This is a genomic window from Vibrio sp. STUT-A11 (assembly GCF_026000435.1).
Lineage (GTDB): Bacteria > Pseudomonadota > Gammaproteobacteria > Enterobacterales > Vibrionaceae > Vibrio.
This window is the reverse complement of sequence record NZ_AP026764.1, coordinates 1,578,552-1,602,309: the sequence shown is the minus strand read 5'-3', so window position 1 is coordinate 1,602,309 and position 23,758 is coordinate 1,578,552. Positions and strand designations below refer to the sequence as shown.

The following is a 23,758-nucleotide window of genomic DNA, read 5'->3' as shown; positions in this document are numbered from 1 at the left end:
AGTCATTCCAGCGAGCACTAGCGAGACTAGGAATCTAATAGCAGCGCGCTGAGCAGCTAGTGAATTAACGTTGGCCATAAAGTGCTCGGAAATTAGATCCTGAATCACGCTCCTTCGTCGCTGTTCAGGAAGACGGGAGACTTAAACATGCCATTCGCTGTTAAACGAATGGCATGAGGCTTATTGGTCGGGCTTTTTGTATTTAAAACCAGTTAGCGATTAATGGCTCATATGCTTTTCCATATGACTTTTACTTTCAACGGCTACCTCTACGTCCACTTTTCCTGCATGTTTAAACGTCAGTGTTACCGGAAAACGATCGCCTTCCTTCAGGACCTTAGTCGGGTTAAATATCATCAGGTGAAAACTTCCTGGCTCCAGTGACACACTCCCGTTTGCTGGTACGCTAATCTCACTAACCTTCACCATCTTCATGACACTATCTTGCATAATGTGATTATGCAGTTCAACGCGTCCTGCGATAGGAGTCTCTGCCGCAATCAATGAATCCTCAGTATCACCGTGGTTGTTGAGTTGTAAGAAGCCGCCAATCACAGGTGCATTTGGTGGTGCTTCACGGCTCCATGGGTGATCAATATGGATCTTACCCGCTTCATATTCATGAGCAAGGCTGATTGGGCTAGCCACCAAAGCGACAAGTGTAATAGCAAGGGTTTTAATTTGTTTAAGCATTTGTATTTTCCTTTTGATGGTAATGTCTTCCCCTTACCAAACATTGGCTAGGGAATTGTTGTTTTTACCTGATTGCTTGTTAAAGGCTCAGGCAGGAAAAATACAAGGTGGAGAATGCTTCGGTGCGACATGCTTGTAAACCAGCCTTCCGCACTGTGTAAATCGATATAGAGTCAGCGCGCGTCTTGCACGTCGTAACCAATCAATAGTGGTGAGATAGAGTCCAATCGCGCACAGCACGAAAAACTGCACAGCTTGAAGCAAAGGGCACTCAAAGTGAAAACCTTCATGCAAGTTGAGGTTGTGGAGGAAGGGAGAAGCAGCGTCGCTGTTCGCTGCAATCAGCGAGTTGATATTAACCCATTTAAAGCCGTCCGCAGTACACAGCAGCACCTTTTCGTTTTGAAATTCGCTTAGCCAGTTTTTGTTGTGAACTTGAGTTGGGTTCAGTACCGCAGTGGAAGCAAGATACAGCTGAAACAGAACGGCTAAGATAACCGCCAAAGCGGCTACGCGTTGCGTTTTCTGCGATCTCTGAGTCATTTCCATACGGTTTTTCAATTGTTGTCATTCGCGCAGGATACTAACAAATAACCCTGAAAATGTAACGATAAGATTGATAAAAGGTGATTTAACTGTGCGTTATTTGTGTCTTACTGGTGAGGTGCGTATGTTGATGGAGGTGATTAGTTACCAAAACCAGCCTTCAACCCGCAGTAAGGGCTCGGGTTGTCAAAATTGGCTGGTGGATTTGCGTGCTAGATTTGCAGGATATCAATGCAAAGTGAGCATCTATTCTGCACTTGTTTGCCATTAACGCAAATATGACAGTAATTTAATAAAGGATACGGTATTCTCTCCGACCTTTATACATGCCTGAGCGTGTGTTAGTTAATTATTGGCCGCGCAATCTTAAGAAATTTCTCCAATGAAATACGAACAACAGATCGAGTTTCGATACCCTAAAGGCCGGTTTGCCATGGTGAGTGTTTATGCATTTACCGGTGCGGCTATCTTGGCATCGACCATTTTTTCTCTTTTGCTGTTTTTGTCTATTGACGAAAACCCGATGATGCAGACCTTGTTTGGTGGTCTGGCAATCATTTTCGAAGCCGGTAAATTCTATGCCTGGTACGAGTATGGCGAGCGCCGAGCCCACAGAAACTATCCCGGTGCAATTACAGCCTTAGTTTTCTACTCAGTGCTTGCTGCGATCTCTATTGGCGGAAGTATTGGCGGGATAAATAGCGCTACCAATAGCGCACAAAGCCATATATCAGTTGAACAAGCAAAAGTAGACGCTTTCAACCGCCAGATTGAAGCTATCGACAAACAGATCGAGCTTAACAATATTGCTGCTCAGAAATATATCGAGATGGAACGTATTGCCACAGGTGTAACGAGAATCCAGGAGCAAAACAAAACACTGCGTGAAGAACAGCAGAAGTTGGCGATGGAGCGTGACAGCTTACCGCCAGTGACTCAAGGTTCAGTTATCGGGTTAATCGATAGTTTAGCGAAAGCGTTTGGTACCAGCTCTCAGCATGCACAACTTGGTTTGGTGGTGTTCTTATCTATTCTGCTCGACTTTTTTGCTGCGTTCTTTGTAGGCTTAATTGGTGAAGAACAACGTTTTCGTTACTTCTACCGTCGTTACGATGGGATTAGGCTAGAACGAATTCGAGATATCGCCCCCCAGCCTGCAGGTTATCTTCCTCATATTCAAGAAGAGCAAGAGCCAGTGGTGCAAGAAGAAAAATTTGAAGAACAAAAAGTACCAGAGGAGCCTAAACCTTTGATAGAGCAGGTGAGTGATGCGCTCCGATCGCATCAAATTACTTGTACTAAAAAAGCGGTGGCTAAGGAATTTAGGCTTTCTGCTGAAGAAGTAGACAAGGTATTTGAAACACTGGCAGAACAGGGGCTAGTAGGTAAGAAAGCGAATCACCATTACCATTGGATTGGTGAAAAAGAAGCGGCATAGCTCGTAACCTGAACTTGTAAAACAAAAGAGCGTCAACTGGCGCTCTTTTGCTATCTGCAGCTAAGCGATCTAATCCTTAGTTAGCTTTTTAGTACGTCTTTTACTGTTGTTTTTTTCACTGGTGTCAGCGCATCCACTGCTTTTCCTGCAATACTTCATCCAGGAGTTTATCAGCGGCTGTATCTTTCAATACTTCCTTAGGTGTACAGCGATGACCCCTTTGCTTCTAACATACAGTGAAACAAGTAAAAACCAGAATTTGAAGTAGACTGAATAGAGCGCAATATAAACTCAAGGAGTGGCTATGCTTTCATATTTGGTCAGCAGAAATATTGAAATCGAAAAGTCTCAAAAAGAAATTATTGACTACCTCAAGGATTTTAAGAACTGGCCTGAATGGTCACCTTGGGTCATTCTCGAGCCGAGCTGTGAACTTAATTTCCGTGGCGAGCAAGGACATGTCGGGGCGGCCTACGAATGGAATGGTCAGCGCATCGGTTCTGGCTCGATTGTGCTAGAGAGCACCCAGGAGCACCGTTTAGATATGGAATTGCACTTTTTCCGACCGATGCAAAGTCACGGCAAAGTAACACTTATAGTGACGCCGTCACAAGATGCTTGCTTGGTGGAGTGGGAGTTACATTCATCTACTCGGTGGAACCGATTTTTTCTCAAAAGTTTATTTAAATCGATGCTTGAGAAGGATTTCGATCGTGGCCTAAAAATGCTCAAAAGCCAATTAGAAACCGGGCAAGTACTGTCAGAACTCATCGAGATAGCCAACCGAAAACAGCCAACCATTTATTATGTTGGTATACCGGGTTCCGGAACGATCGCCGAGTTGGGAGCCACAATGAGCGAGCATAGTCACCGATTAAAAGAAATGACAACAGCTGAAAAGATACCTGTGAATGGTGCGATGTTTTGTTACTACCTCTCAATGGATATGAAACAAGGTCAGTTTGAATTTATCACCTGTCTGCCGGTCGATAATCCCATTACTGTGCCAGAAGGGTTTGTCGCCGGGACAATACCTGAATGTGAGACATTTGTAGTGGAACATCGAGGAGAATATCAATTACTTGGTAATGCCTGGGCAATGGCAATGAATTTAACCCGTCATAGTGGGATTAAGGTGAAGAGTAAACCGCTTGGAATCGAGCGTTATTTAAATAGCTCAACAGAGACGGAGCAAGCGGGCTTAAGAACAGAAGTGATTCTTTTCACAAGGTGAGTTTGTCTAGGGAATGGTTACCTATTAGTAGTTTCAATTTAACTCATTGAAAGGCTGTATGAAAAATCAACTTATTCAAATTTTAGATTAAGATTGCTAAGTGAAAATTCATAGATCTAAATCACAAAATTAATTTCATTATCAAAGATGACAACTTACTGTCATAAAAACTTAATCTATGTATGGGTTGTAAAAAAACTTTAACTTAGACATAGTGTTATTAAGCCGTTGATAAAAGGCTTAATACAGCAAACAGGAGATTGCCTATGCACAATGAAATGATTCAACCTTCACACTTCGGCATTATTGGCCGTACTTGCATCGCCTCAATAATCATGATGGCGGGAATTTTCACTCTTATCTAATAGAGTTGTAGAACAACCAGTTTCTACATAGAAAATGCTTCAAACTTCAGGGAATTACCTTAAATGTTAAATAAGGTATTCCCCTGAACCTCAAGTCAAGTAAACCTTGTTAGCTGAAAAGTAACGCACTCACCGCAATAACGCCCGTCATTAACACAAAGTAAGTGGATAGATTGCCACGATACTGCTGCAAAGACTTAACCTTATACACTGCGATCATCGGCATAATGAATAAGATCATAGCGATCACTGGACCTGAAAGCGCTTCCATCATACCCAGAATACTCGGGTTCATGATTGCTGCAATCCAGATCGAGATAAACAGCACGACAACACTCACTTTATCCGCACTGCGATAGGTAAGGCTTGAATTTTTCGTGATCAGTCCATTCAGGCTTTCTCTTGCGCCCAAAAAATGACCTAGGAAAGAGGAAGTGATGGCAACAAACGCGACTAAAGGTCCCAGCGTCGCGATAAATGGGTTATCAGTAGCATTGGCCAAATAAGACAACACGGATACGTTTTGTGCTTTGGCCTCAGCCAGTTGCTCTGGTGAGAGCGCTAACACGCACGAAAAGACAAACAGTAGTACGAATGCGATCAGCATGACACTGGTGCGACGCAAAATTGCTTCGGCTTTGAAATCCGCATTTTCACTGTAATGACGGCGTTGTACATTGGCGAAGCTTGATATGGCTGCTGCGTGGCTAAAAGAGAAAATGACCACAGGTACGGCTAACCACATGGTGTTTGCAAACGACCCCATTTCTGGCGCGTTTAACACTGGCATCGTCCAGTTGGGCATCAAATAGAATGATAGGAAAGCAAGGATAGCGACTAACGGGTAAACCATAACCGCAAATGCACGCAACATTACTTTCTCTCCAGCCATCATAATCGCAATCAAGCCAAATACGAGAACGCCTGAAAGCATAGGGCGAGGTAGCGATTCCATGCCTGCCTGGTTTAGCATAAAGCTATCAACGGTATTGGTAATGCCTACGCCATAGATCAGTAGAATTGGAAAAATAGACAGAAAATACAGCAATGAAATCGCACGTCCCGCTTTCGCGCCAAAGTGCTCTTCAACCACGTCTGTAAAGTCGGCGTTTTTAATCTTTGAAGATAAGACAAATCGCGCTAATCCTCGGTGTGCTATAAAAGTCATAGGAAAGGCGAGGATAGCCATACTTACTAGCGGCCAAAAGCCACCAATACCTAAGTTGATTGGAAGGAATAAAATACCAGCACCTACTGCAGTGCCAAAGAGGCTAAGCACCCAATGTGTATCATGTTTTGACCAAGTTGTTGTGTTTAACTCACTATAACCTAAGGTTTTTTGAGACTCTTTCACTGAGGAATTGCCTTCGTATAAATAATAATGTGGCAGATGGTACATTTTTTAGTGATTGTTATCACATTGGCGAGGTGGTGAATCATACTGTGAGAATGGCAGTATTATAAATTATCAAACCATGAATATTTTAAAAAAGCAGTTTTATGTATAGGTATTACGTTTTAATATTGGTTATAAATTCCGTTTTTGTTAATTTTTATGGCATTTGATTTTGTGATTTAATTTTGAACATCAAGGAATGATCTGTGGTAATGCCTCCGCTTAGAGGATGAACGTGACGGCTAACTTACAGCAGCAAATTCGGCTAAAGCCCGAGAAGAGGATGGGGTTATGAGCGCATGAGTAATTCTGCACGATAATGAATGCCATTTGCACTCTATCAGTGCGTAGTAATTTAAAGGATACTTATAAGAAAATGTTCAACGTGTTGTTATTTAAGGTTTTTAAAAGTTGGCACTTAGATTGCAATACTATAAATGTTCATCGTTAACTCGATGCGCCGCTCTCCTTAGCAGGCGGAGTAGCGGGATAGGGTATTACTTTTGTTAAATGTACTAACAGCGTTTAAGGCAGTGCAGCCTCTCTCGGTTCGGGAGAGGTTTTTTTTTGATTGTCGCATTGTTCGGTATCATTGCTGACATTGTTATCCGCATCTAATTTGTGAGTGAAACAATCATACATTTGGCGAACTTGCTGAATGAGCTCGAAAGGTCAACAAACCCTAAGGAATCCGTCTAGCATTGATTGAAATAGGAAACGTGGTACAACTACGTTTATTCTTTTGATAGAAATTAAAAGCCGATAATAAGAGGGAATATGAGCAGTATTTTGGAATGTATCCGCACGGTAGGACGCGGAGAGCGAGGCAGAAAACCTCTGAACTTTGATCAGGCCTTCCAAGTAATGGATGAATACTTAAATGGTGAGTTTGATGATGACCAGATGGCGATGCTTTTAATGCTCATTCGAGTGCAAAACGAAACTCAGCAAGAAATCGCAGGCTTTGTGAAAGCATTTCAGTCTCGTATGCCTGCAATAGGCGCAGATATTGATTGGCCTTGCTACGCAGGCAAACGTCAAGCAGCAGGGCAGCCATGGCATCTTCTATCAGCAAAAATCCTTTCACATAACGGCTATAAAGTTTTGCTGCATGGCTATCATGATCGCCAGTCTGGGCGTCGTCATGCAGAAGATTACCTAAACCAGCTTAACATTCAACAAGCCCAATCAGCGGAAGAGGCGAAACGAATCCTAGAGACAGAAAATATTGTCTACCTTCCTTTAAGCGCCTTCGCGCATCAAGCTGAAAAGATGATTGGCTGGAAAAATCGCTATGGATTGAGAACACCAATTAACACGGTTGTTCGGGCTCTGAACCCTGGGCAGGCGACCATAGGAATTCGCGGTAGTTTCCATCCAGGATTTCAGCAGCTTCATGCAGAAGTCGAGCATGAAATTGGCCAAACGCGTCACGCTGTCGTGTCATTCAAAGGTCAATCCGGTGAGTCAGAATATAATCCAAAAGTGAGTCAAACGATTTGGTTGAGCCAAACCAGTGGGGTCACTTCGCACTACTGGACTGAGCAAATGATTTCTGAAGTGCCTCTGCCTTCCTCTTGCCTGTTTGAGACACCAGAACAAGATTTAACACAAATGGCCAATACGGTAATTGCAACAATGGCAGTTGTACTGTTTGCTGAAATGCAAGACCGAGAAAAAGCTTATGAACGCGCGTTTTCGATGTGGGAGAGTTATCTTCAACAAGCGTAACGAATAACGTTTTGCGTGAGAGATTAATTTGATGGGAAGATGCGCTATTTTCATAGCACATCTTCGTTATTTATTTACTGGCTTACAGCAAACCTACCATCAGGCAATCTTAGTCAACCAGTTATGAGTGTCTGGCGCTTTACCCCATTGGATATCGTTGAGCGCTTGACGCAGTTTTTGCGCTGCTGGGCCAGCTTCGCCAGTGCCAACTTTAAAATCTTGACCATTGTGAATAAGCGTACCGACCGAAGTTAATACGGCTGCAGTGCCTGAAAGCATCGCTTCTACACCAGGTTTAGCGGCGCGCTCAAGTAACTCTTCAACAGAGACTTCACGTTCTGTAACGGTCATGCCAAGATCTTTTGCAATTGTTAGGATGCTAGAGCGTGTTACACCGTGTAAGAAGCTTGAGTCCAGGGCTTTAGTAATGATCTCGTTACCATCAACCAAAAGGAAGTTTGCAGCACCTGTTTCTGTAATGTAACCATTTGGACAGAATAGTACTTGGTCTGCTTGGTATTTTGATTTTGCTTCTAAAGTTGGCGCTAACGCGCTTGCGTAGTTACCACCGCTTTTGATCATCCCCATGTGCGGCGCACAACGTTGGCCAGTTTCATCTAGTAGTAGACGTAAGGCATGAGCACCACCTGAGAAATAGTCACCTACTGGAGAAAGTAGGATATACAACATAGATGTAACTGATGGGGCTGCTGCTTTGCCTACAGCTGCCTCTGTACCGATGTGAGTTGGACGAATGTACATTGAGCCTGGAGGCAACGGCACATCAGATGCGAACTCAGCCACAATATCAACAATCATTTTTGATACTTGTTCTTTATCAATCTCAGGTAGAGAGAGTAGTTGACTACTTTGAGCAAAACGCTCGACGTTTTGATCCATTCGAAAAATGTGTACGCTGCCATCTTCGTGACGGAATGCTTTCAGACCTTCAAAGCAAGTGCTTGAGTAATGCAATACGTGAGCGCCGGGATGAAGTGAAATACTGTCTGATGTAACGATCTGTGTGTCAGACCATTGATTATTTTCAAATGTTGCTAATGCCATCCTAGGCATAAACTCAGTACCAAAAGCCGCCATTATGACTCCTTTCTTATTCAAATTATCAAGCAGATAGCTCTGCCTTGTTCAATATGCGTGTTTGCATTTTATGTTTTTCAACTTTGTGCGTTAACAAACAAGTAACGATTGTATGCGTTCTGGAGTGCAAAGACTTAGAGCAGAGTGGCATAAATTAGCATAAAGATAGTTTCAATCAGAATGTTATCTGAATCGCACAAAGTTAGTTTGTAAAAGCATGATGAATGGAAAATGTGAGAACAGCAAGCAGAATGTCGCATGCGATACGGTCAGATATATGAATTAACACGATCTCGCGGTACTCAAAGCCAATTTGCTCGGAGATTAAATGTCTTGTGTTCGTTCTTTCTCAATCGTTCTGGTGATTTTTTAGTGATTGACTGGCTCGTCGCAAGGGAAATATTGATACAGAACTATAGTTAAGTCGGTTCCCCTATAAAAAGTAAGGAGAAGGCTTATGGGATCATTTCTGATTTTTAACTTCGACGGCACAGGCAATGAACCAGAAGATGCTCAACAAGAGGTAAAATATAAAGCAAAACAAGAAGACGACAACATTAGCAATGTTCTTAAGCTGCATTTGATGATGGGAGGTAATCTATTCCTGAATGGAGAGAAATATGGACAATCGGACCACAATACGGTTGACCACTGTTTTTACTACCAAGGTGTTGGCACAAATGGTAGTTGGGTAAAACGCGCGATAAATCAGGGTTTAGCCTTAGAGAGCTGCGATGTTGCTTCAATACTCAACAAAGCCAAAGCCGATTTTAATAAACACTATAAACAAGGCGATATTGTCTTAGCGACTGGTTTTTCTCGTGGGGCGGCATTAGCTCGACGTTTCGTTGGACTTATTGCCAAAGAGCACCCGAAAGTGACCTCGAATAGCAAACCATTCGTTTTTCTGTGCGTATTTGACACGGTTGCAAGTATTGGGCTACCGAACTTAAGCACTGCAAGTCGGCCTGACTATGATGTCGTATTTGAATATGGATGCACGCTCTCGCACATTGTCAAAAAAGCGATCCATATGGTTAGCCTCGACGATAAGCGTCGGGCATTCCAGCCGACTTTAATGAACTATGATCAGCAGAGGATCCATGAGATTTGGTTTGCTGGTGCGCATTCGGACGTTGGTGGCGGCTATTACCGCGACGGTCTGTCGGACATTACGCTCAGTCATGCGATGAAATGGCTTGAGTATATGACCCGCTATCATGCTCTACCTGCTATACAGTTTAAATTTCCTACTCAAACCGATATCGATAATGCCTGTCCAACGCGATTAAAAGGAATGATTGGTCTTGATGATTTACAACGTAATCCAAATTCATTGGGCAAAAACCATCAGCAGGATAGGTGGCCCATTGTTGATTGGGTTACGTTAGATGATCGACGTTGTTGTGTCATTGAGGAAGACAAAATCAATGAGGATTTGTTGCCTGTCATTCATTACGCTGTGGCGGAACGCTTACATCGGGATGATGACTACCGTCCTAAGTCTTTAATGAATAAGCGCCATTACCTTTGGTATGACTTCATTAATCCTCCTGTGGACTGTCCGAGCTACACTCAGCATATTCATTATGCTGCGGTAAATTGGGAAGAATTGGACGTTGCTCAATCGGTTGAGAGAATGATTGATGCTGACCGATTCTATAACTTTACTGGCATAGTCGTTAAGCAAGGAGAGGAGTACGAAATTTCAGTTCGAGAAGGAGATAGCTGGCATGATGGAAAAGAGATCAGTTGTGACGGAGATGGTTGGAACCTAAACCATGTACAACTAGGATTAGCTGAGCTGCCTATTCGAGCGATGAAAGGTTTACGCAGAGTGCCGAGTTCTGACTGGTTTACGCTCTGTGCTGTCGTTGATAGCGATGATGACAATGCTAGAGCGGTTGGGCAAAATGGGGTTTATCGAGTGACAAAAACTGGTGAGCTTCAGTTCTTTGCCAATGATTTGAAGTTTAAGTACGGTAACAACAGTGGCAGTCTACGAGTGAGGATAGAGCGAGTTAAATAAAATACACTCTTTACCACACAAAAGCGGGATTTAGGGCTTTGCTATGTATGTTTTATGGTAGTAGGCGAGCCCTATTTCTGAGTTGTAAGTTCAATGCGAGTGTGTGTTGAGCTAGGAATTAATTCACTTGTAGTTCGGTGTAGCCAGTGTTCTCATCCATTTCACGGCTGAAGGTGAGGTTTGGGTAGCTATGGATAATGAGCTCGGCAGTGGTATCAATAATAGTACCTTCCATTAAGTGCCCACCCCAAACGTGCCCTTGTTTGTCGGAAAGCGATATATGTACATGTTGATGCTCAGGAGTCAGCGTACCCATGACCGATACAAGCTCTAAAGGCTCTTGTTTAAGTAACGTATTTTGCGCCCCTGCGAGACGGATCTGGAGTTGAGAGACACACCCGACGCAAGAAGCGATTGAGCCCGCTTTGATGTTATGCTCTGTAACGATCTTCGCGAGACTTCGTTTAAGATCCATACCTTTGGTTAGTCTAACTACAATGACGTTCATTGACATATCATTTCCTTATCAAAGTCAGTAAACACGACAATGCAGTGTCTAAATCTTCATAACGCTTGGCTTTACCGAGCACCCGTATGCCTTGCATATTGTTGAGAATAAAACAGGCTAATTCTGCGGGTTTGAGGGTCTTAGGAATTAATGTTTCCCTTTGCGCGTTTTCTATTGCGTCACTCATGATCTCGATAAGGTGATCAAACAAAAAATGCCCCATACGTAACACATCTTTATCTTCACCAGCATGTTCAACCAACGCGTTTTGAACAAAACATCCGCAACTACTTTTTCGCTGAAGTGCGGAAAAGGAGGTCAAAAAGGTTTCAATTTCGCCTAGAGAAGCTTCTTTTTTGCGCAAATCAACCAGAGACGGTAACGATACTTTCTTAAGGTATGCGTCCAGTGCCTCATAGTAAAGCTGTTGTTTATCACCATAAGTATTGTAAAGGCTAAACCGATTGATGTTCAGCTCGGCTGTGAGATCGGAGATAGAGGTATTTGAAAAACCTTTGCGCCAGAACAGATTCATGGCGACCAAGAGCTTCTCATCTCGGTCGAAGTTAGCTTTTCTTGCCATATAGGTACCTGCTTAAAACTCGTTGCCCGAATAGATTTTCCAATCTTATCAAGAGACGAGTAATTATATTCTTGACTGATCGTTTATAAATTGGCTACAGTATAACCTAACCGAACAGTTAGATAAAGGAGTAGGGTGGTACATGAAGTTATATGAAACCGCAATGACGCCAAGTTGTAAGCGAGTTAACATTTTTCTTAAAGAAATTGGCGGCGATGTTGAGCGAGTCGCATTAAACGTACGTGATGGAGACAACCTTGCTGATACGTTCAAACAAAAAAGTGTGAATGGTAAAGTCCCGGTTTTAGAGTTGGATGACGGCACCACAATTTGCGAAAGCGTTGCGATTTGCCGCTATTTTGATGAGGAGTTTACTAACGACCTCCACTTATTTGGTAGCAACCAGCGTGAGCGTGCTCAAGTTGAAATGTGGCATCGTGTTGTTGAATTTCAGGGGCTTTATGCTGCTTTTCAGGCCTTCCGTAACATCAGTGCTATCTATGAGGATCGTGAAAACTGCGTAAAAGAGTGGGGCGAGGAATCAAAATCTCGCGTACTGATGTTTTTACCTGTTCTGGATAAACGATTAGGGGAGAGTGAGTTTATCGCTTCGGACCGATACACCATAGTGGATATCACAGGTTATATATTCGTTGGATTTGCAATTAATGCACTTCAGATTGATGTGTTTGCGACGTCTCCAAATATCGCTCGTTGGTTTGAGAAAGTCTCAGCTAGAGAAGCCTTGCAAAGTTAAAGTGCGTTAATTTTCACCTGACATTAAAGAGCGGCTAGGACGCATATTTCTTGCTGCTTTTTACTTCTGACTTTTGGTTGCTAACGTATCAAACATATTCAAATAACTGAGTATTTCTCTTTTTTTGTCGCCACTCACCTATAATTAAAGTTGTTAATGTTAAATCAGCTTCTGGATGTATAGAATCGCTTGTTCTGAGGCTTTGAGCATGGGTTTTAATAAGGAAGTGCAATAGAGACAAGGAGAGGTTTATGCGTATTCAATCTAAAACCATCAATCACGTCCTGATTGCAATGTTGATGGTGTCCATCTGCGGCTTGATTGCAATGTATCAAAGCAATACCCAACAGAGTACGGAAATCAAACAGTTGCGAGGCCAACTGATTGAAAAAGAAAATCAGATCGTTGTCTCCAACGAAGCTTTATCTTATACGCGTTACCAGCATCAGTTATTAGCAGAAGATTACAATCGCTTTAGAGATGAACAATCAATGAGTAATGTGCTAAGTCAGTAACCAGAGCTGCGGATAAAGGGGGAGGGAATTTGTTTTATCCAGGGCTCCTAAAGCACATATGTTAATTGATTGGTATAGACTCGGTGATGGAGACGATAAAACTCTCAAAACCAAGTAAAGCGTGATTGCTCTACCTGGCTCCTAGCTTGCTGACGAATTGTTATTATTTTGATTCGGTTGTGTTGGTTGGAGTAAGCAACGCTTCCAACTCTTCTTGCGTAAGTAGATCATCAGTTCTTAATATGCCGTTCTCATCATCCAATGACATTTTTGTTCGGCTAATAAGGTATCTTTTTTGAGTTGACGTTAAATCTTTGAGCGAATCAATGAGGTCTCTAAAGTTGCTGTTGTTCATTGCCATCTATCCCCCCGTTTTAAGCCTATAATGGTTTGCTATTTAAATTGTCTAAATAAGCAAAAATTTGCTGATTAATCGTTAATAGCTCCCTATTAACGATAGTGATATCTGACACATCTGGTGCAATATTTTTACGTGTATCTTCGTCGATCTCTTGCAACGCTATGACGGCGGTATCTTCGCCAAAACTTTCTAATACTCCTTTTAAACTGTGCGCTAACAATTGTAGTTCTGGCCAATCTTCTTTGGCATACAACTCATTAATACGCTCCAAACTGTCAACGTGTTCCTCCAAGTAGGTTGAAAGCACGGTGATAATGATGTCTACATCGTTATCCATATATCGATTTAATACGTCAAAATTGATCATTTATTCCTCCCTGAGAAAATTCCCATAATTCAAAGCTTCAGGCGATTGACTTGTGTAAAAGCCAGCAAGATAGTCTTTCAAACAGAGAGACCAATTAGGAGGTAATAGGTATTGTAATAAATGACTGATTTTATGATTGTTTGCAGTAAGGGTGTTATCAATCCCCATCAGTGAGGGTGTCTTAGCATCAACAGATTGAAATATCATGCGATGAAACGTCGTAAACAAAGTCAAGCTAAAGAAATTGGAGAAAGCCGAACTGCCTCGAGCTTTCTTTGCACAAGTTGTATCTGAAGCCTTAACAACTAAGGCTTTGAGTTGGCGCTTCACCATCATCGAAAGCGTCGCACATTCGTCAACAGCTAAGCTATTCATGCAACCAAGTATGACTTTACCCTCAGTCAATGTACGTCTTCCTTGCAGCGTATTACTTTTAAATTAGTAACCTGAATGCATAATATCAAGTTGAGAACGGTAAAAAGTGAAGAATCAGGTGATTTTATGGGGGGAGGGGTTTAGGAAACGAGAAACAACAACTGCGAAATTTATAATTCGCCAAGCGCAATAAAATAAAAGAATTACCTTTGAGCGTATTCCTGAGGTGTGCAACCAAACAGTTTTTTAAACGACGATATAAAGCTGCTCACACTGCTATACCCCAGCTGGTGTGCAACTAATGTTGTGTTTTGACCCTGAGCAATTTTCTCTAGTGAATTCATCAAACGAAAGCGACTACGCCATTGGCGGAATGTTAGCCCCGTCTCTGCTTTAAACAACCTTTCAATAGTACGAACACTTGCCCCTACCTGAGTTGCGAGCTCTTCAAGCAATAATGATTGCTCTGGGTGATTAACAATAATACTGATCAATCGTTGCAGGCGAGGATCATTGCCGGATGGAATAAAGAGCTCCAGTGCTTCCAACGACTCAAGTTCATCAAGAGCAACCAAGCCTAAGTGATGAACTCTTGCTTTGGTGAGAGGCTCCGGGCTTTCTGTGAGTTTGAGTATGATCTCACGCATTAACGAACTCATTTTCAACATGATGACTTTATCGGAGTTCTGGCGAACACAGAACGAAGGATCGATATATAGGTTTCTGGTTTGAGTGGCAGTTTCATTGCTCACCTGATGATAATGTCCCCCAGGAATCCAAACCGCATGCGTAGATGGGACAACCCAAACCCCTTTTTCACTGGTCACTCGCAATATGCCTTTGGCAGCCCAAAGAAGTTGCCCTCTAGGATGGGCATGCGGCTTAATCGATGACTCAGCAACCATACTGCGACTGTGGGTAAGAACTGGCTGAGTGGCGTCCAAAATGAAAGCGACATCACTGGGGGAAAACATTGTCGTGTTGGAAATATGTTTTGACATCTAGTCTTACTCACGCGCCATAAAAAAGAGTATTTTAAGAACAAATCAACAATATAGCTAGGGGCTGTTGACCTCAACTATAAATATAAGCCAAGGAGAAACATAAATGGTCAGCCGGCTAAATATAAAATCCGTCGTAATAATAATCGCGCTCACATTTGCACTTTTTATTAGTAACTATTCTTTTTCAGGTCAGTCTGAGCTATTTTCTCAAAGCGCCGCCGTTGTATTGGTAACGCTTGTTTTTTGGAGTTCAGGCTGTGTCCCTCCTTTTCTTGCTGGTTTGATCTTCTTTGCTTTGGTAACAACATTAGGATTGATTTCACCATCCATAGTATTTGCGGGTTTTGGTTCTACCGCTGTATGGTTAATCATTTCGGGATTTATCATTGGAGCGGCAATTTCCAAATCAGGATTAGGACAAAAGCTTGCAATACTCATTTCCCCTTATTTAACGGTCAGTTATTCTCGCCTTATCGCTGGCTTGGTATTGAGTGCCATGTTACTGGGTTTTATCATGCCTTCTTCTGTAGGTAGAGCTGTTGTATTAATACCTATCGGTATGGCATTGGCGGACACGGTAGGACTTAAGAAAGGCAGTAATGGCCGAATTGGCATTGCAACCGCTCTTGCCATCTCATGCAATATGCCCAGTTTTGCAATTTTGCCCGCTAATATTCCAAACATGATCTTAGCTGGTTCCAGCGAAACTCTTTTCAACCTTACCTTCGGCTACACTGAATACCTGCTTCTCCATTTCCCTGTGTTAGGAATCCTTAAATCACTAGTGGTCATTTGGTTGGTTCTGCGTATTTTTCCAGACGAAATTGCTGTGCCAGCTGAGAATGAAGAGACCAACAGCGAAAGCTTCGCTTCTAGCCAAAAGGATCAGAAGAAAGTCGGAATTTTGCTCGCATTCACACTGTTATTCTGGATAACAGATACGATTCACGGCATAAACCCAGCTTGGGTAGGTTTAGTCACCGCGATTATTCTTCTTTTACCTAAATGGGGCGTGGTCGAGCCAAAAGCGTTTAATAGTTCCGTTGATTTTGCCACCGTGATTTTTGTTGCCGGTGCATTGGGACTGGGAGCGTTGGTAAATGAGTCAGGAATTGCTTCAGCCATGGGTGAATTGTTCAGTCATCTGCTGCCAGCCGATCAAAGTAACGCATTCCTAAGCTTCATGGCACTGTCTGTTATTTCTACCCTGACAGGACTGGTTGCAACAATCCCAGGCGTTCCAACTGTATTGACACCGATGGCAGAAGGTTTCGCCCAAGTAACCGGCTTTTCTCTACCTGCAGTTTTAATGACTCAGGTTATCGGTTTTTCAACCGTGCTTTTCCCTTATCAGGTGGGGCCACTAGTCGTTGCTATGCAATTATCCAACGAACCTTTGTCTAAATTGTTAAAAATAACCCTGCCTTTAACCGCGATTACGGTTTTCTTTCTGATGCCTTTAGATTTTCTATGGTGGCAACTGCTAGGCTGGATCAACTAGTCAGACAGGTATAGATACAAATAGAGCCTGTCTACGTTGGCGTATTTACAGAAAAGGCGAACCAAACGGTTCGCCTTTTGTTACTCAAGTCAGTTTCCAACTTGGTTATCTGTGATCATCAATACGAAATTAGTCTTCGTAGTTATCAATGCTTGGGCACGAGCAGATTAGGTTACGGTCGCCGTAAACGTTATCTACACGGTTCACAGTTGGCCAGTATTTCCAAGACTTAGTCGCTTTCGATGGGAAGCAGCCTAGCTCACGAGAGTAAGGGCGATCCCATTCTGCCGCTGCAAGATCCACTTGAGTATGCGGTGCGTTAACCAGAGGATTGTTCTCTAGTGGCCATTCACCGTTTTTCACTTTTGTCATCTCTTCACGGATTGCGATCATTGCCTCACAGAAGCGGTCTAGCTCTTCCAAATCTTCTGATTCAGTTGGTTCAACCATCAGTGTACCAGCAACTGGGAATGACATTGTTGGCGCGTGGAAACCGTAGTCCATTAGACGCTTCGCGATGTCTTCTTCGCTGATGCCTGTTTCTTCTTTAAGCGGACGAATATCAACGATACATTCGTGCGCCACACGGCCATTTTTACCACGGTAAAGAATTGGGTAGTGTGGACGCAGACGCTCCATCACGTAGTTGGCGTTCAGAATCGCAACTTTAGTCGCTTCTTGTAGGCCAGCTTCACCCATCATTGCGATGTAAGCCCAAGAAATAGGTAGAATAGATGCGCTACCCATATCTGCTGCAGAAACCGCTAACTCTTTACCTTCTACACCATTTTCGATGTGACCTGGTAGGAAAGTCGCCAGGTGAGATTTAACACCGATAGGACCCATACCTGGACCGCCACCACCATGTGGGATACAGAAGGTTTTATGTAGGTTCAGGTGAGAAACGTCAGAGCCGATGAAACCTGGAGACGTTAGAGCAACCTGCGCGTTCATGTTTGCGCCGTCCAGGTAAACCTGACCACCTGCTGAATGAACCATTTCACATACTTCTTTCACGTGCTCTTCGTATACGCCGTGCGTAGAAGGGTAAGTGATCATGATGCTTGATAGGTTGTCTTTGTGTTTCTCGATTTTCGCTGCTAGGTCTGTCATGTCGATGTTGCCATCTTCATCACATTTAACCACAACCACTTTCATTGATACCATTGACGCTGTCGCTGGGTTAGTGCCGTGCGCAGAGCTTGGGATCAAACATACGTTACGGTGACCTTCGCCACGGCTGTCGTGGTAGCGTTGAATCGCGATAAGGCCTGCGTATTCACCAGACGCACCAGAGTTTGGCTGTAGAGAGAAATCATCGTAACCAGTGATTTCGCATAGCTTCTCTTTCAGATCTTTCGCTAGCGCAGAGTAACCTGCCGCTTGCTCTAGAGGAGCGAATGGGTGGATAGAACCAAACTCAGGCCAAGTAACAGGGATCATCTCTGCTGCTGCGTTCAGTTTCATTGTACAGCTGCCCAGTGGGATCATACCGTGAGTCAGAGAGAAGTCTTTGTTCTCTAGCTGTTTCAGGTAACGCATCATTTGCGTTTCGCTGTGGTGCGTGTTGAATACTGGGTGAGTCAGGAACTTAGACGTGCGGCGTAGCGCTTCAGGAATAGCAGCAAACTCGTTGCCAGAGATTTCAGAAGACAGAGCGTTAACATCTTGTTGTACACCAAACACCTCAAATAGAGCGTTGATGTCGTCAGTGGTTGTTGTTTCGTCTAAGCTGATACCTAGTTTGCCGCCTTGACCTTCACCTTGAAGGAGGCGTAGGTTGATGTCTGCCGCTTGTGCTTTCGCGTAAAGCTCTTCAGTTTTGCCATCAGTATTGAGTGTGATGGTATCGAAGAAGCTATTGTGAGCAAGCTCGTAGCCAGACTTAGTCAGACCAGCAGCCAGAATCGCAGTCATGTGGTGAGTGCGACGAGCGATCGTGCGTAGACCTTCTGCGCCGTGGAATACCGCGTAGAAAGATGCCATGTTCGCCAGTAGTGCTTGCGCAGTACAGATGTTTGATGTCGCTTTTTCACGGCGGATGTGCTGTTCACGTGTCTGCATTGCCATGCGCAGTGCCTGGTTGCCGTTTACATCGATAGAAACACCGATTACACGACCTGGCATTGTACGCTTATGCTTGTCACGAGTTGCCATGAATGCTGCGTGTGGACCGCCGTAACCCATTGGTACACCGAAACGCTGAGCAGAACCGATAACCACGTCTGCCCCCATTTCGCCTGCTGGTTTCAGCAGAGTAGAAGCAAGTAGGTCAGTAGCAACCGTTACCAACGTTTTGTTAGCTTGTGCTTTCGCGATGATGTCGGTTAGATCACGTACTTCACCCGTTGTGCCTGGGTATTGAACAAGTGCGCCAAATACGTCTTGTTCTGGTAGTGATTCAAGTGAATCAACGAGTACTTCAAAGCCAATATATTTCGCACGAGTTTTTACAACTTCTAGAGTTTGTGGGTGAACATCGTCAGCCACGAAGAATACGTTACTTTTGCTCTTACCCGCACGCTTACATAGCGTCATCGCTTCAGCTGCTGCCGTTGCTTCATCAAGAAGAGAAGCGTTCGCGATTTCCATACCAGTTAGATCCATGACCATTTGTTGGTAGTTCAGAAGTGCTTCCAGACGACCTTGAGATATCTCTGGTTGGTAAGGAGTGTAAGCTGTGTACCAGCCTGGGTTTTCTAGTACGTTACGTAGAATGACATTTGGCGTGAAGGTGTTGTAGTAACCTTGGCCGATGAACGTACGTTTAATTTGGTTTTGATCAGCGAATTTGCGCATCGCAACCAGCATGTCTGCTTCGCTTTTCGCCTCTGCTAGTGCTAGTGGCTTTTCTAGGCGAATTTGTGCTGGAACCGTTTCTTCGATAAGTGCGTCAAGGTTAGCAACATTGATCGCATCCAACATTTTTTGTTGGTCGGATTTGTTTGGGCCGTTGTGGCGAGCAACGAACTCATTTTGTGTGCTGAGGCTTTGAAGTAATTCAGTCATTGTCCTTTACCTACTCCATCGTTCGGGTAACGTATCGGGTCGTTACTAATAAGGTCCGAACATTGAAAAAAAAGCTGCCTTCCGGGCGGGGGCAGCTTTGCAAATCTTCCTAATTACTCTTCTTCGATAGAGTTTAGGTATTCTTCTGCGTCTTTTAGGTTGTCTAGTTCTGATGGGTCAGACATCTTAACTTTAACAATCCAGCCGCCTTCATATGGTTCTTCGTTGATTAGCTCTGGGCTATCTTCAAGCTCTTCGTTGATTTCTACAACTTCACCGCTGATAGGCGCGTAGATATCTGAAGCTGCTTTTACAGACTCAACAAGAGAGAAGCTTTCGCCAGCTTCAATTTCGTCTTCCACGTCTGGTAGGTCAACGAATACTACGTCGCCCAACATTTCTTGTGCGTGCTCAGAAATACCGATAGTTACTGTGCCATCGCCATTATCACGTACCCACTCGTGGCTATCTGCAAACTTCAATGTGTTGTCCATTGCTTAATCTCCAAAAAATAACTGCGTTTAAATTGTTTATTGGTAAAGAGGGAATCGGCCGCACAGTGCTTTCACTTCTTTGCGAACGCGCTGTTCTACTTCTGCGTTACCTTCAGGGCTTTCGACTAACCCATCCAATACATCGCCAATCCAATTACCGATGAGCTTGAATTCTTCTGCGCCAAAGCCGCGGCTTGTGCCAGCTGGTGTACCCAAACGGATACCCGATGTAATCATAGGCTTCTCTGAGTCAAATGGGATGCCATTTTTATTACATGTGATTCCCGCACGCTCGAGAGCTTCTTCTGCTTTGTTACCTTTCAAACCCTTAGGGCGAAGGTCAACCAGCATCAGGTGAGTATCGGTTCCGCCAGTCACAATGTCGCAACCGCGAGTCTGCAATACTTCAGCTAATACTTTTGCGTTATTGATCACTGAATTGATATAAGTTTTGAACTCAGGGCCAAGTGCTTCACCAAATGCGACGGCTTTTGCAGCAATAACGTGCATTAGTGGGCCTCCTTGAAGGCCAGGGAATACCGCTGAGTTGATTTTCTTAATGATGTCTTCGTGATTCGTTAAGATCATGCCTCCACGTGGACCACGTAATGTTTTGTGCGTTGTTGTTGTTACAACGTGTGCGTGTGGTAGTGGGCTTGGGTGAGCACCAGTCGCGATAAGACCTGCGATGTGCGCCATATCAACCATTAGAATGGCTTCAACTTCGTCTGCAATTTCGCGGAACTTAGCGAAGTCGATAGTACGTGGAATAGCGCTACCACCAGCAATGATCATTTTTGGTTTGTGCTCAAGAGCAAGAGCACGAACATCTTCGTAATTAATTTCTAGTGTTTCGCGGTCAACACCGTACTGAACGGCATTGAACCATTTACCTGATAGAGCAGGGCGTGCGCCGTGAGTAAGGTGGCCACCTGCGTCTAATGACATACCTAAAATGGTGTCGCCTGGCTGAAGAAGAGCCAGTTTTACTGCTCCGTTTGCCTGAGCGCCTGAGTGAGGTTGAACGTTTGCGTATTCACAACTAAAAAGCTTTTTCGCGCGTTCGATAGCGATTGCCTCAACCGTATCAACGTGTTCACAACCGCCGTAGTAACGACGACCAGGGTAACCTTCAGCGTATTTGTTTGTTAAGCAAGTGCCTTGAGCTTGCATTACCGCTTTAGAAACAATGTTCTCAGAAGCGATAAGTTCGATTTGTTCGTTTTGGCGAGCGAATTCCGCCTGAATTCCAGCAAAGACAGCATCATCTGTCGCAGAAAGGTTGGTAGAGAAAAAGTTTTCCAAGCTGTGGTTAGGGTAACTCTTGTTCATGGTAGTTGACCTTCCAAATCTGAAAATGAACCCGCATAGATTGAATTATTGGTTTGCGGTTAGGTTCATTTGTCCTCAAAACAGCTGAACTGCGTAGCAGAACAGAGCGAACATCCAGCCCTAAAAATGGGCAAAAATCCGTCGAATCGTGCGTGACTAATCCAATCTCTCACGCCTAATCGTTTACGGAAAAGTGCATCTCTACATCTAACAAGGCTGTAACATAACGCTTGGGGCGAGAACAATCAACAAAAAATTTCCTATAGGAAACACGCTTGCGATTTTTGTTAACGAGAGCACACTTTAATTAACCTGGTGGACTTTTATCCATTATACGGTTCATGCACAATGCATGTAGGGAGAGAGATAAGAACAATTACAGAGGGAATTATGGCAGGAAGTATTTATGATGAGTACCCATCGATGACGCTTGCGAAAGATAATCATGATGAGAGTATTGAGCCTTTAAAGCTTGGGCAGCGTATTAAAGATATTCGCTCAAAGCTGGGTATTACACTTGAAGAGGCGAGCCAAAGAACCGGCCTGGCGCGTTCTACACTAAGTAAAATAGAGAACGAGCAGATTTCTCCTACCTTTCAGGCGATGCAAAAATTGGCGCTGGGTTTGCAAATTGACATGCCTCAACTCTTTGAACCACCAAGAAAAAAAGTCGCAACTGGGCGTAGGGATGTTACTCGAAAGAATGAAGGTAAACCTCACCCGACTCAAACCTATGAGCACGAGCTACTTGCTACTCAACTTTCCAATAAGAAAATGATGCCCTTTAAGAGCCAGATCCGCGCCCGACACTTTGATGAGTACAAAGACTGGGTTCGTCATGACGGTGAAGAGTTCTTACTTATCTTATCTGGCGAAGTAAAGTTCTACTCTGAGTTCTATGAACCTGTGGTTCTGTGTGAAGGCGACAGTGTTTACTATGATGCGAACATGGGACACATGTTGACCAGTGTCAGTGAAGAAGATGCACAGATTCTTTGGGTCACAGCCAAGTAGTGATAAAAAGTTGTAAATTTCCTATAGTGAAAGCAAACGATTGCTATCAGTTGTGAATTCGTTAAAATGGCGCTCAGTTGATGATCTATCACTCAATTGAGCGCTTTTTTTAGCCTTTTGTTGTGATTAAAATGTTAAAAGTCACACTTTTGAAAGCCAACAGTCGTCTTGTTCGTGCAAAATTAGATCAAGCGTGTTTATTATTGGAAACATAGAAAGCGAATGCTGACAGCATTCTCGGGTCTATCTAAATGGAGACGAAAATGACTCAAGAACTTCTGAAAACACCACTGCATGCACTTCATATTGAAGTTGGCGCAAAAATGGTCCCGTTCGCGGGTTACGATATGCCTGTCCAGTACCCACTAGGCGTTAAGAAGGAACACTTACACACTCGTGATGCAGCGGGTCTGTTTGATGTTTCTCACATGGGTCAACTTCGTTTGATTGGTGAGGGTGCAGCAGCATTTCTGGAGACATTGGTTCCTGTAGACATTATTGACTTGCCGCAAGGTAACCAGCGCTATGCTTTCTTTACCAATGAGCAAGGCGGAATCATGGATGACCTAATGGTCGCAAACCAGGGTGATCATCTGTTCGTTGTGGTTAACGCTGCTTGTAAAGAGCAAGATATTGCTCACCTTAAAGCTCACCTTCCTGCTGACGTCGAACTTGAAATCATCGAAGATCGCGCTCTACTAGCACTTCAAGGTCCAAAAGCGGCTGAAGTACTTAAACGCTTTAATGCTGAAGTAGCGGATATGCTGTTTATGGACGTGAAGAAACTAGAAATCCTTGGCGCTGAATGTATCGTAAGCCGCAGTGGCTACACGGGTGAAGACGGCTATGAAATCTCAGTGCCAAATTCTCACGCTGAAGAGCTAGCTCGTAAACTTACAGCGGAAGCTGAAGTTGAGTGGATTGGTCTTGGCGCTCGCGATTCATTGCGTTTGGAATGTGGACTTTGTCTATATGGTCACGATCTAGATACAACGACAACGCCAGTTGAAGCAAGCTTACTTTGGGGCATTCAAAAAGTTCGTCGCACAGGTGGTGAACGTGAAGGCGGTTTCCCTGGAACAGACATCATTCTTAAGCAAATTGAGACCAAAGATGTCGTGCGTAAGCGCGTTGGCCTAGTTGGTCAAACTAAAGCGCCAGTTCGTGAAGGTGCGGAGCTGTTTGATGCTGACGGAAATCAAATCGGTGTAGTAACCAGCGGTACTGCTGGCCCTAACGCAGGTAAGCCAGTTTCAATGGGTTATGTGCGTGCAGATTTAGCTGCTATTGGTACGGAGTTGTTCGCTGAAGTACGCGGTAAAATGCTACCGATGACAGTAGAAAAAATGCCTTTCGTACCTCAACGCTACTACCGTGGCTAATTAGATTAGATGAAAAATGCCGGGCT

Annotated in this window: 22 protein-coding genes; 9 read left to right on the top strand and 13 right to left on the bottom strand. The window is 43.8% G+C overall.

Features of this window, described 5'->3' with window-relative positions; translation table 11 throughout:
* Positions 1-219 precede the first annotated feature (219 nt).
* Both OO774_RS22840 and OO774_RS22835 read right to left on the bottom strand, forming a co-directional pair.
* A complete protein-coding gene (locus tag OO774_RS22840) occupies positions 220-693 on the bottom strand; it encodes a copper chaperone PCu(A)C (RefSeq protein ID WP_264906984.1) in 474 nt (157 codons plus the stop codon).
* Positions 694-780: 87 nt separating this feature from the next.
* A complete protein-coding gene (locus OO774_RS22835; protein WP_264906982.1) occupies positions 781-1,242 on the bottom strand; it encodes a hypothetical protein in 462 nt (153 codons plus the stop codon).
* Positions 1,243-1,621: 379 nt separating this feature from the next.
* Here OO774_RS22835 and OO774_RS22830 point away from each other — a divergent pair, with 379 nt between their 5' ends.
* Entirely contained in the window at positions 1,622-2,677 is a 1,056-nt protein-coding gene (locus tag OO774_RS22830) for a Preprotein translocase subunit SecY (protein ID WP_264906981.1), read from the top strand.
* Positions 2,678-2,981: 304 nt separating this feature from the next.
* Positions 2,982-3,911, top strand: coding sequence for an SRPBCC family protein (locus OO774_RS22825; protein ID WP_264906980.1), 930 nt, complete (start codon positions 2,982-2,984; stop codon positions 3,909-3,911).
* Between the two features lie 474 nt (positions 3,912-4,385).
* On the opposite strand, the gene OO774_RS22820 is transcribed toward OO774_RS22825, so the two are convergent.
* Entirely contained in the window at positions 4,386-5,630 is a 1,245-nt protein-coding gene (locus tag OO774_RS22820) for an aromatic amino acid transport family protein (protein ID WP_264906978.1), read from the bottom strand.
* Positions 5,631-6,449: 819 nt separating this feature from the next.
* Here OO774_RS22820 and OO774_RS22815 point away from each other — a divergent pair.
* Positions 6,450-7,403, top strand: coding sequence for a glycosyl transferase family protein (locus OO774_RS22815; protein WP_264906976.1), 954 nt, complete (start codon positions 6,450-6,452; stop codon positions 7,401-7,403).
* A gap of 99 nt (positions 7,404-7,502) precedes the next feature.
* Here OO774_RS22815 and OO774_RS22810 read toward each other — a convergent pair whose 3' ends face one another.
* Positions 7,503-8,501 carry a branched-chain amino acid aminotransferase gene (locus OO774_RS22810; RefSeq protein ID WP_264906974.1) on the bottom strand — a complete coding sequence of 333 codons (999 nt, stop codon included), beginning with the start codon at positions 8,499-8,501 and terminating at the stop codon, positions 7,503-7,505.
* A 457-nt stretch (positions 8,502-8,958) separates the two neighbouring features.
* Between OO774_RS22810 and OO774_RS22805 the strand changes: the two genes are divergently transcribed.
* Positions 8,959-10,530, top strand: a complete 1,572-nt coding sequence (locus OO774_RS22805; RefSeq protein ID WP_264906972.1) for a DUF2235 domain-containing protein — start codon at positions 8,959-8,961, stop codon at positions 10,528-10,530.
* 118 nt (positions 10,531-10,648) lie between these two features.
* Here the strand turns inward: OO774_RS22805 and OO774_RS22800 are convergent, their stop codons facing one another.
* Positions 10,649-11,044 (bottom strand): PPC domain-containing DNA-binding protein, encoded by a 396-nt coding sequence (locus OO774_RS22800; protein WP_264906971.1) that lies wholly within the window; start codon positions 11,042-11,044, stop codon positions 10,649-10,651.
* A gap of 1 nt (position 11,045) precedes the next feature.
* Positions 11,046-11,621 carry a TetR/AcrR family transcriptional regulator gene (locus tag OO774_RS22795; protein WP_264906970.1) on the bottom strand — a complete coding sequence of 192 codons (576 nt, stop codon included), beginning with the start codon at positions 11,619-11,621 and terminating at the stop codon, positions 11,046-11,048.
* Positions 11,622-11,763: 142 nt separating this feature from the next.
* On the opposite strand from OO774_RS22795, the gene OO774_RS22790 reads away from it, so the two are divergent.
* Positions 11,764-12,378 carry a glutathione S-transferase gene (locus OO774_RS22790; RefSeq protein ID WP_264906968.1) on the top strand — a complete coding sequence of 205 codons (615 nt, stop codon included), beginning with the start codon at positions 11,764-11,766 and terminating at the stop codon, positions 12,376-12,378.
* 251 nt (positions 12,379-12,629) lie between these two features.
* Positions 12,630-12,893 (top strand): hypothetical protein, encoded by a 264-nt coding sequence (locus OO774_RS22785; protein ID WP_264906966.1) that lies wholly within the window; start codon positions 12,630-12,632, stop codon positions 12,891-12,893.
* 163 nt (positions 12,894-13,056) lie between these two features.
* On the opposite strand, the gene OO774_RS22780 is transcribed toward OO774_RS22785, so the two are convergent.
* The 4 genes from OO774_RS22780 to OO774_RS22765 form a co-directional block, all read right to left on the bottom strand.
* A complete protein-coding gene (locus OO774_RS22780) occupies positions 13,057-13,248 on the bottom strand; it encodes a hypothetical protein (protein WP_264908685.1) in 192 nt (63 codons plus the stop codon).
* 25 nt (positions 13,249-13,273) lie between these two features.
* Complete coding sequence (locus OO774_RS22775) at positions 13,274-13,621, bottom strand: Hpt domain-containing protein (protein ID WP_264906964.1); 348 nt, start codon at positions 13,619-13,621, stop codon at positions 13,274-13,276.
* Positions 13,622-14,026 carry a hypothetical protein gene (locus OO774_RS22770; protein WP_264906962.1) on the bottom strand — a complete coding sequence of 135 codons (405 nt, stop codon included), beginning with the start codon at positions 14,024-14,026 and terminating at the stop codon, positions 13,622-13,624.
* A gap of 173 nt (positions 14,027-14,199) precedes the next feature.
* Positions 14,200-14,997 (bottom strand): helix-turn-helix transcriptional regulator, encoded by a 798-nt coding sequence (locus tag OO774_RS22765; protein ID WP_264906960.1) that lies wholly within the window; start codon positions 14,995-14,997, stop codon positions 14,200-14,202.
* Positions 14,998-15,103: 106 nt separating this feature from the next.
* On the opposite strand from OO774_RS22765, the gene OO774_RS22760 reads away from it, so the two are divergent.
* Positions 15,104-16,501, top strand: a complete 1,398-nt coding sequence (locus OO774_RS22760) for an SLC13 family permease (protein WP_264906958.1) — start codon at positions 15,104-15,106, stop codon at positions 16,499-16,501.
* 129 nt (positions 16,502-16,630) lie between these two features.
* Here OO774_RS22760 and gcvP read toward each other — a convergent pair whose 3' ends face one another.
* From gcvP to OO774_RS22745, 3 genes are all read right to left on the bottom strand, one after another.
* A complete protein-coding gene (gene gcvP / locus OO774_RS22755; RefSeq protein ID WP_264906956.1) occupies positions 16,631-19,510 on the bottom strand; it encodes an aminomethyl-transferring glycine dehydrogenase in 2,880 nt (959 codons plus the stop codon).
* A gap of 113 nt (positions 19,511-19,623) precedes the next feature.
* A complete protein-coding gene (gcvH, locus tag OO774_RS22750) occupies positions 19,624-20,004 on the bottom strand; it encodes a glycine cleavage system protein GcvH (protein WP_264906955.1) in 381 nt (126 codons plus the stop codon).
* Positions 20,005-20,040: 36 nt separating this feature from the next.
* The gene (locus OO774_RS22745) at positions 20,041-21,336 is read right to left on the bottom strand and encodes a serine hydroxymethyltransferase (protein ID WP_020334946.1); all 1,296 of its coding nucleotides are present in this window, start codon (positions 21,334-21,336) and stop codon (positions 20,041-20,043) included.
* Between the two features lie 390 nt (positions 21,337-21,726).
* On the opposite strand from OO774_RS22745, the gene OO774_RS22740 reads away from it, so the two are divergent.
* Positions 21,727-22,350 carry an XRE family transcriptional regulator gene (locus OO774_RS22740; protein ID WP_014234301.1) on the top strand — a complete coding sequence of 208 codons (624 nt, stop codon included), beginning with the start codon at positions 21,727-21,729 and terminating at the stop codon, positions 22,348-22,350.
* A gap of 263 nt (positions 22,351-22,613) precedes the next feature.
* Entirely contained in the window at positions 22,614-23,732 is a 1,119-nt protein-coding gene (gene gcvT / locus OO774_RS22735) for a glycine cleavage system aminomethyltransferase GcvT (RefSeq protein ID WP_264906950.1), read from the top strand.
* Positions 23,733-23,758: the final 26 nt, after the last annotated feature.

Bases quoted from the DNA above. Each gene is read 5' to 3' on its own strand.
- OO774_RS22840 (WP_264906984.1), bottom strand. From the start codon at position 693: ATGCTTAAACAAATTAAAACCCTTGCTATTACACTTGTCGCTTTGGTG.
- OO774_RS22835 (WP_264906982.1), bottom strand. From the start codon at position 1,242: ATGGAAATGACTCAGAGATCGCAGAAAACGCAACGCGTAGCCGCTTTG.
- OO774_RS22830 (WP_264906981.1), top strand. From the start codon at position 1,622: ATGAAATACGAACAACAGATCGAGTTTCGATACCCTAAAGGCCGGTTT.
- OO774_RS22825 (WP_264906980.1), top strand. From the start codon at position 2,982: ATGCTTTCATATTTGGTCAGCAGAAATATTGAAATCGAAAAGTCTCAA.
- OO774_RS22815 (WP_264906976.1), top strand. From the start codon at position 6,450: ATGAGCAGTATTTTGGAATGTATCCGCACGGTAGGACGCGGAGAGCGA.
- OO774_RS22810 (WP_264906974.1), bottom strand. From the start codon at position 8,501: ATGGCGGCTTTTGGTACTGAGTTTATGCCTAGGATGGCATTAGCAACA.
- OO774_RS22805 (WP_264906972.1), top strand. From the start codon at position 8,959: ATGGGATCATTTCTGATTTTTAACTTCGACGGCACAGGCAATGAACCA.
- OO774_RS22800 (WP_264906971.1), bottom strand. From the start codon at position 11,044: ATGTCAATGAACGTCATTGTAGTTAGACTAACCAAAGGTATGGATCTT.
- OO774_RS22795 (WP_264906970.1), bottom strand. From the start codon at position 11,621: ATGGCAAGAAAAGCTAACTTCGACCGAGATGAGAAGCTCTTGGTCGCC.
- OO774_RS22790 (WP_264906968.1), top strand. From the start codon at position 11,764: ATGAAGTTATATGAAACCGCAATGACGCCAAGTTGTAAGCGAGTTAAC.
- OO774_RS22785 (WP_264906966.1), top strand. From the start codon at position 12,630: ATGCGTATTCAATCTAAAACCATCAATCACGTCCTGATTGCAATGTTG.
- OO774_RS22780 (WP_264908685.1), bottom strand. From the start codon at position 13,248: ATGAACAACAGCAACTTTAGAGACCTCATTGATTCGCTCAAAGATTTA.
- OO774_RS22775 (WP_264906964.1), bottom strand. From the start codon at position 13,621: ATGATCAATTTTGACGTATTAAATCGATATATGGATAACGATGTAGAC.
- OO774_RS22765 (WP_264906960.1), bottom strand. From the start codon at position 14,997: ATGTCAAAACATATTTCCAACACGACAATGTTTTCCCCCAGTGATGTC.
- OO774_RS22760 (WP_264906958.1), top strand. From the start codon at position 15,104: ATGGTCAGCCGGCTAAATATAAAATCCGTCGTAATAATAATCGCGCTC.
- gcvP (WP_264906956.1), bottom strand. From the start codon at position 19,510: ATGACTGAATTACTTCAAAGCCTCAGCACACAAAATGAGTTCGTTGCT.
- gcvH (WP_264906955.1), bottom strand. From the start codon at position 20,004: ATGGACAACACATTGAAGTTTGCAGATAGCCACGAGTGGGTACGTGAT.
- OO774_RS22745 (WP_020334946.1), bottom strand. From the start codon at position 21,336: ATGAACAAGAGTTACCCTAACCACAGCTTGGAAAACTTTTTCTCTACC.
- OO774_RS22740 (WP_014234301.1), top strand. From the start codon at position 21,727: ATGGCAGGAAGTATTTATGATGAGTACCCATCGATGACGCTTGCGAAA.
- gcvT (WP_264906950.1), top strand. From the start codon at position 22,614: ATGACTCAAGAACTTCTGAAAACACCACTGCATGCACTTCATATTGAA.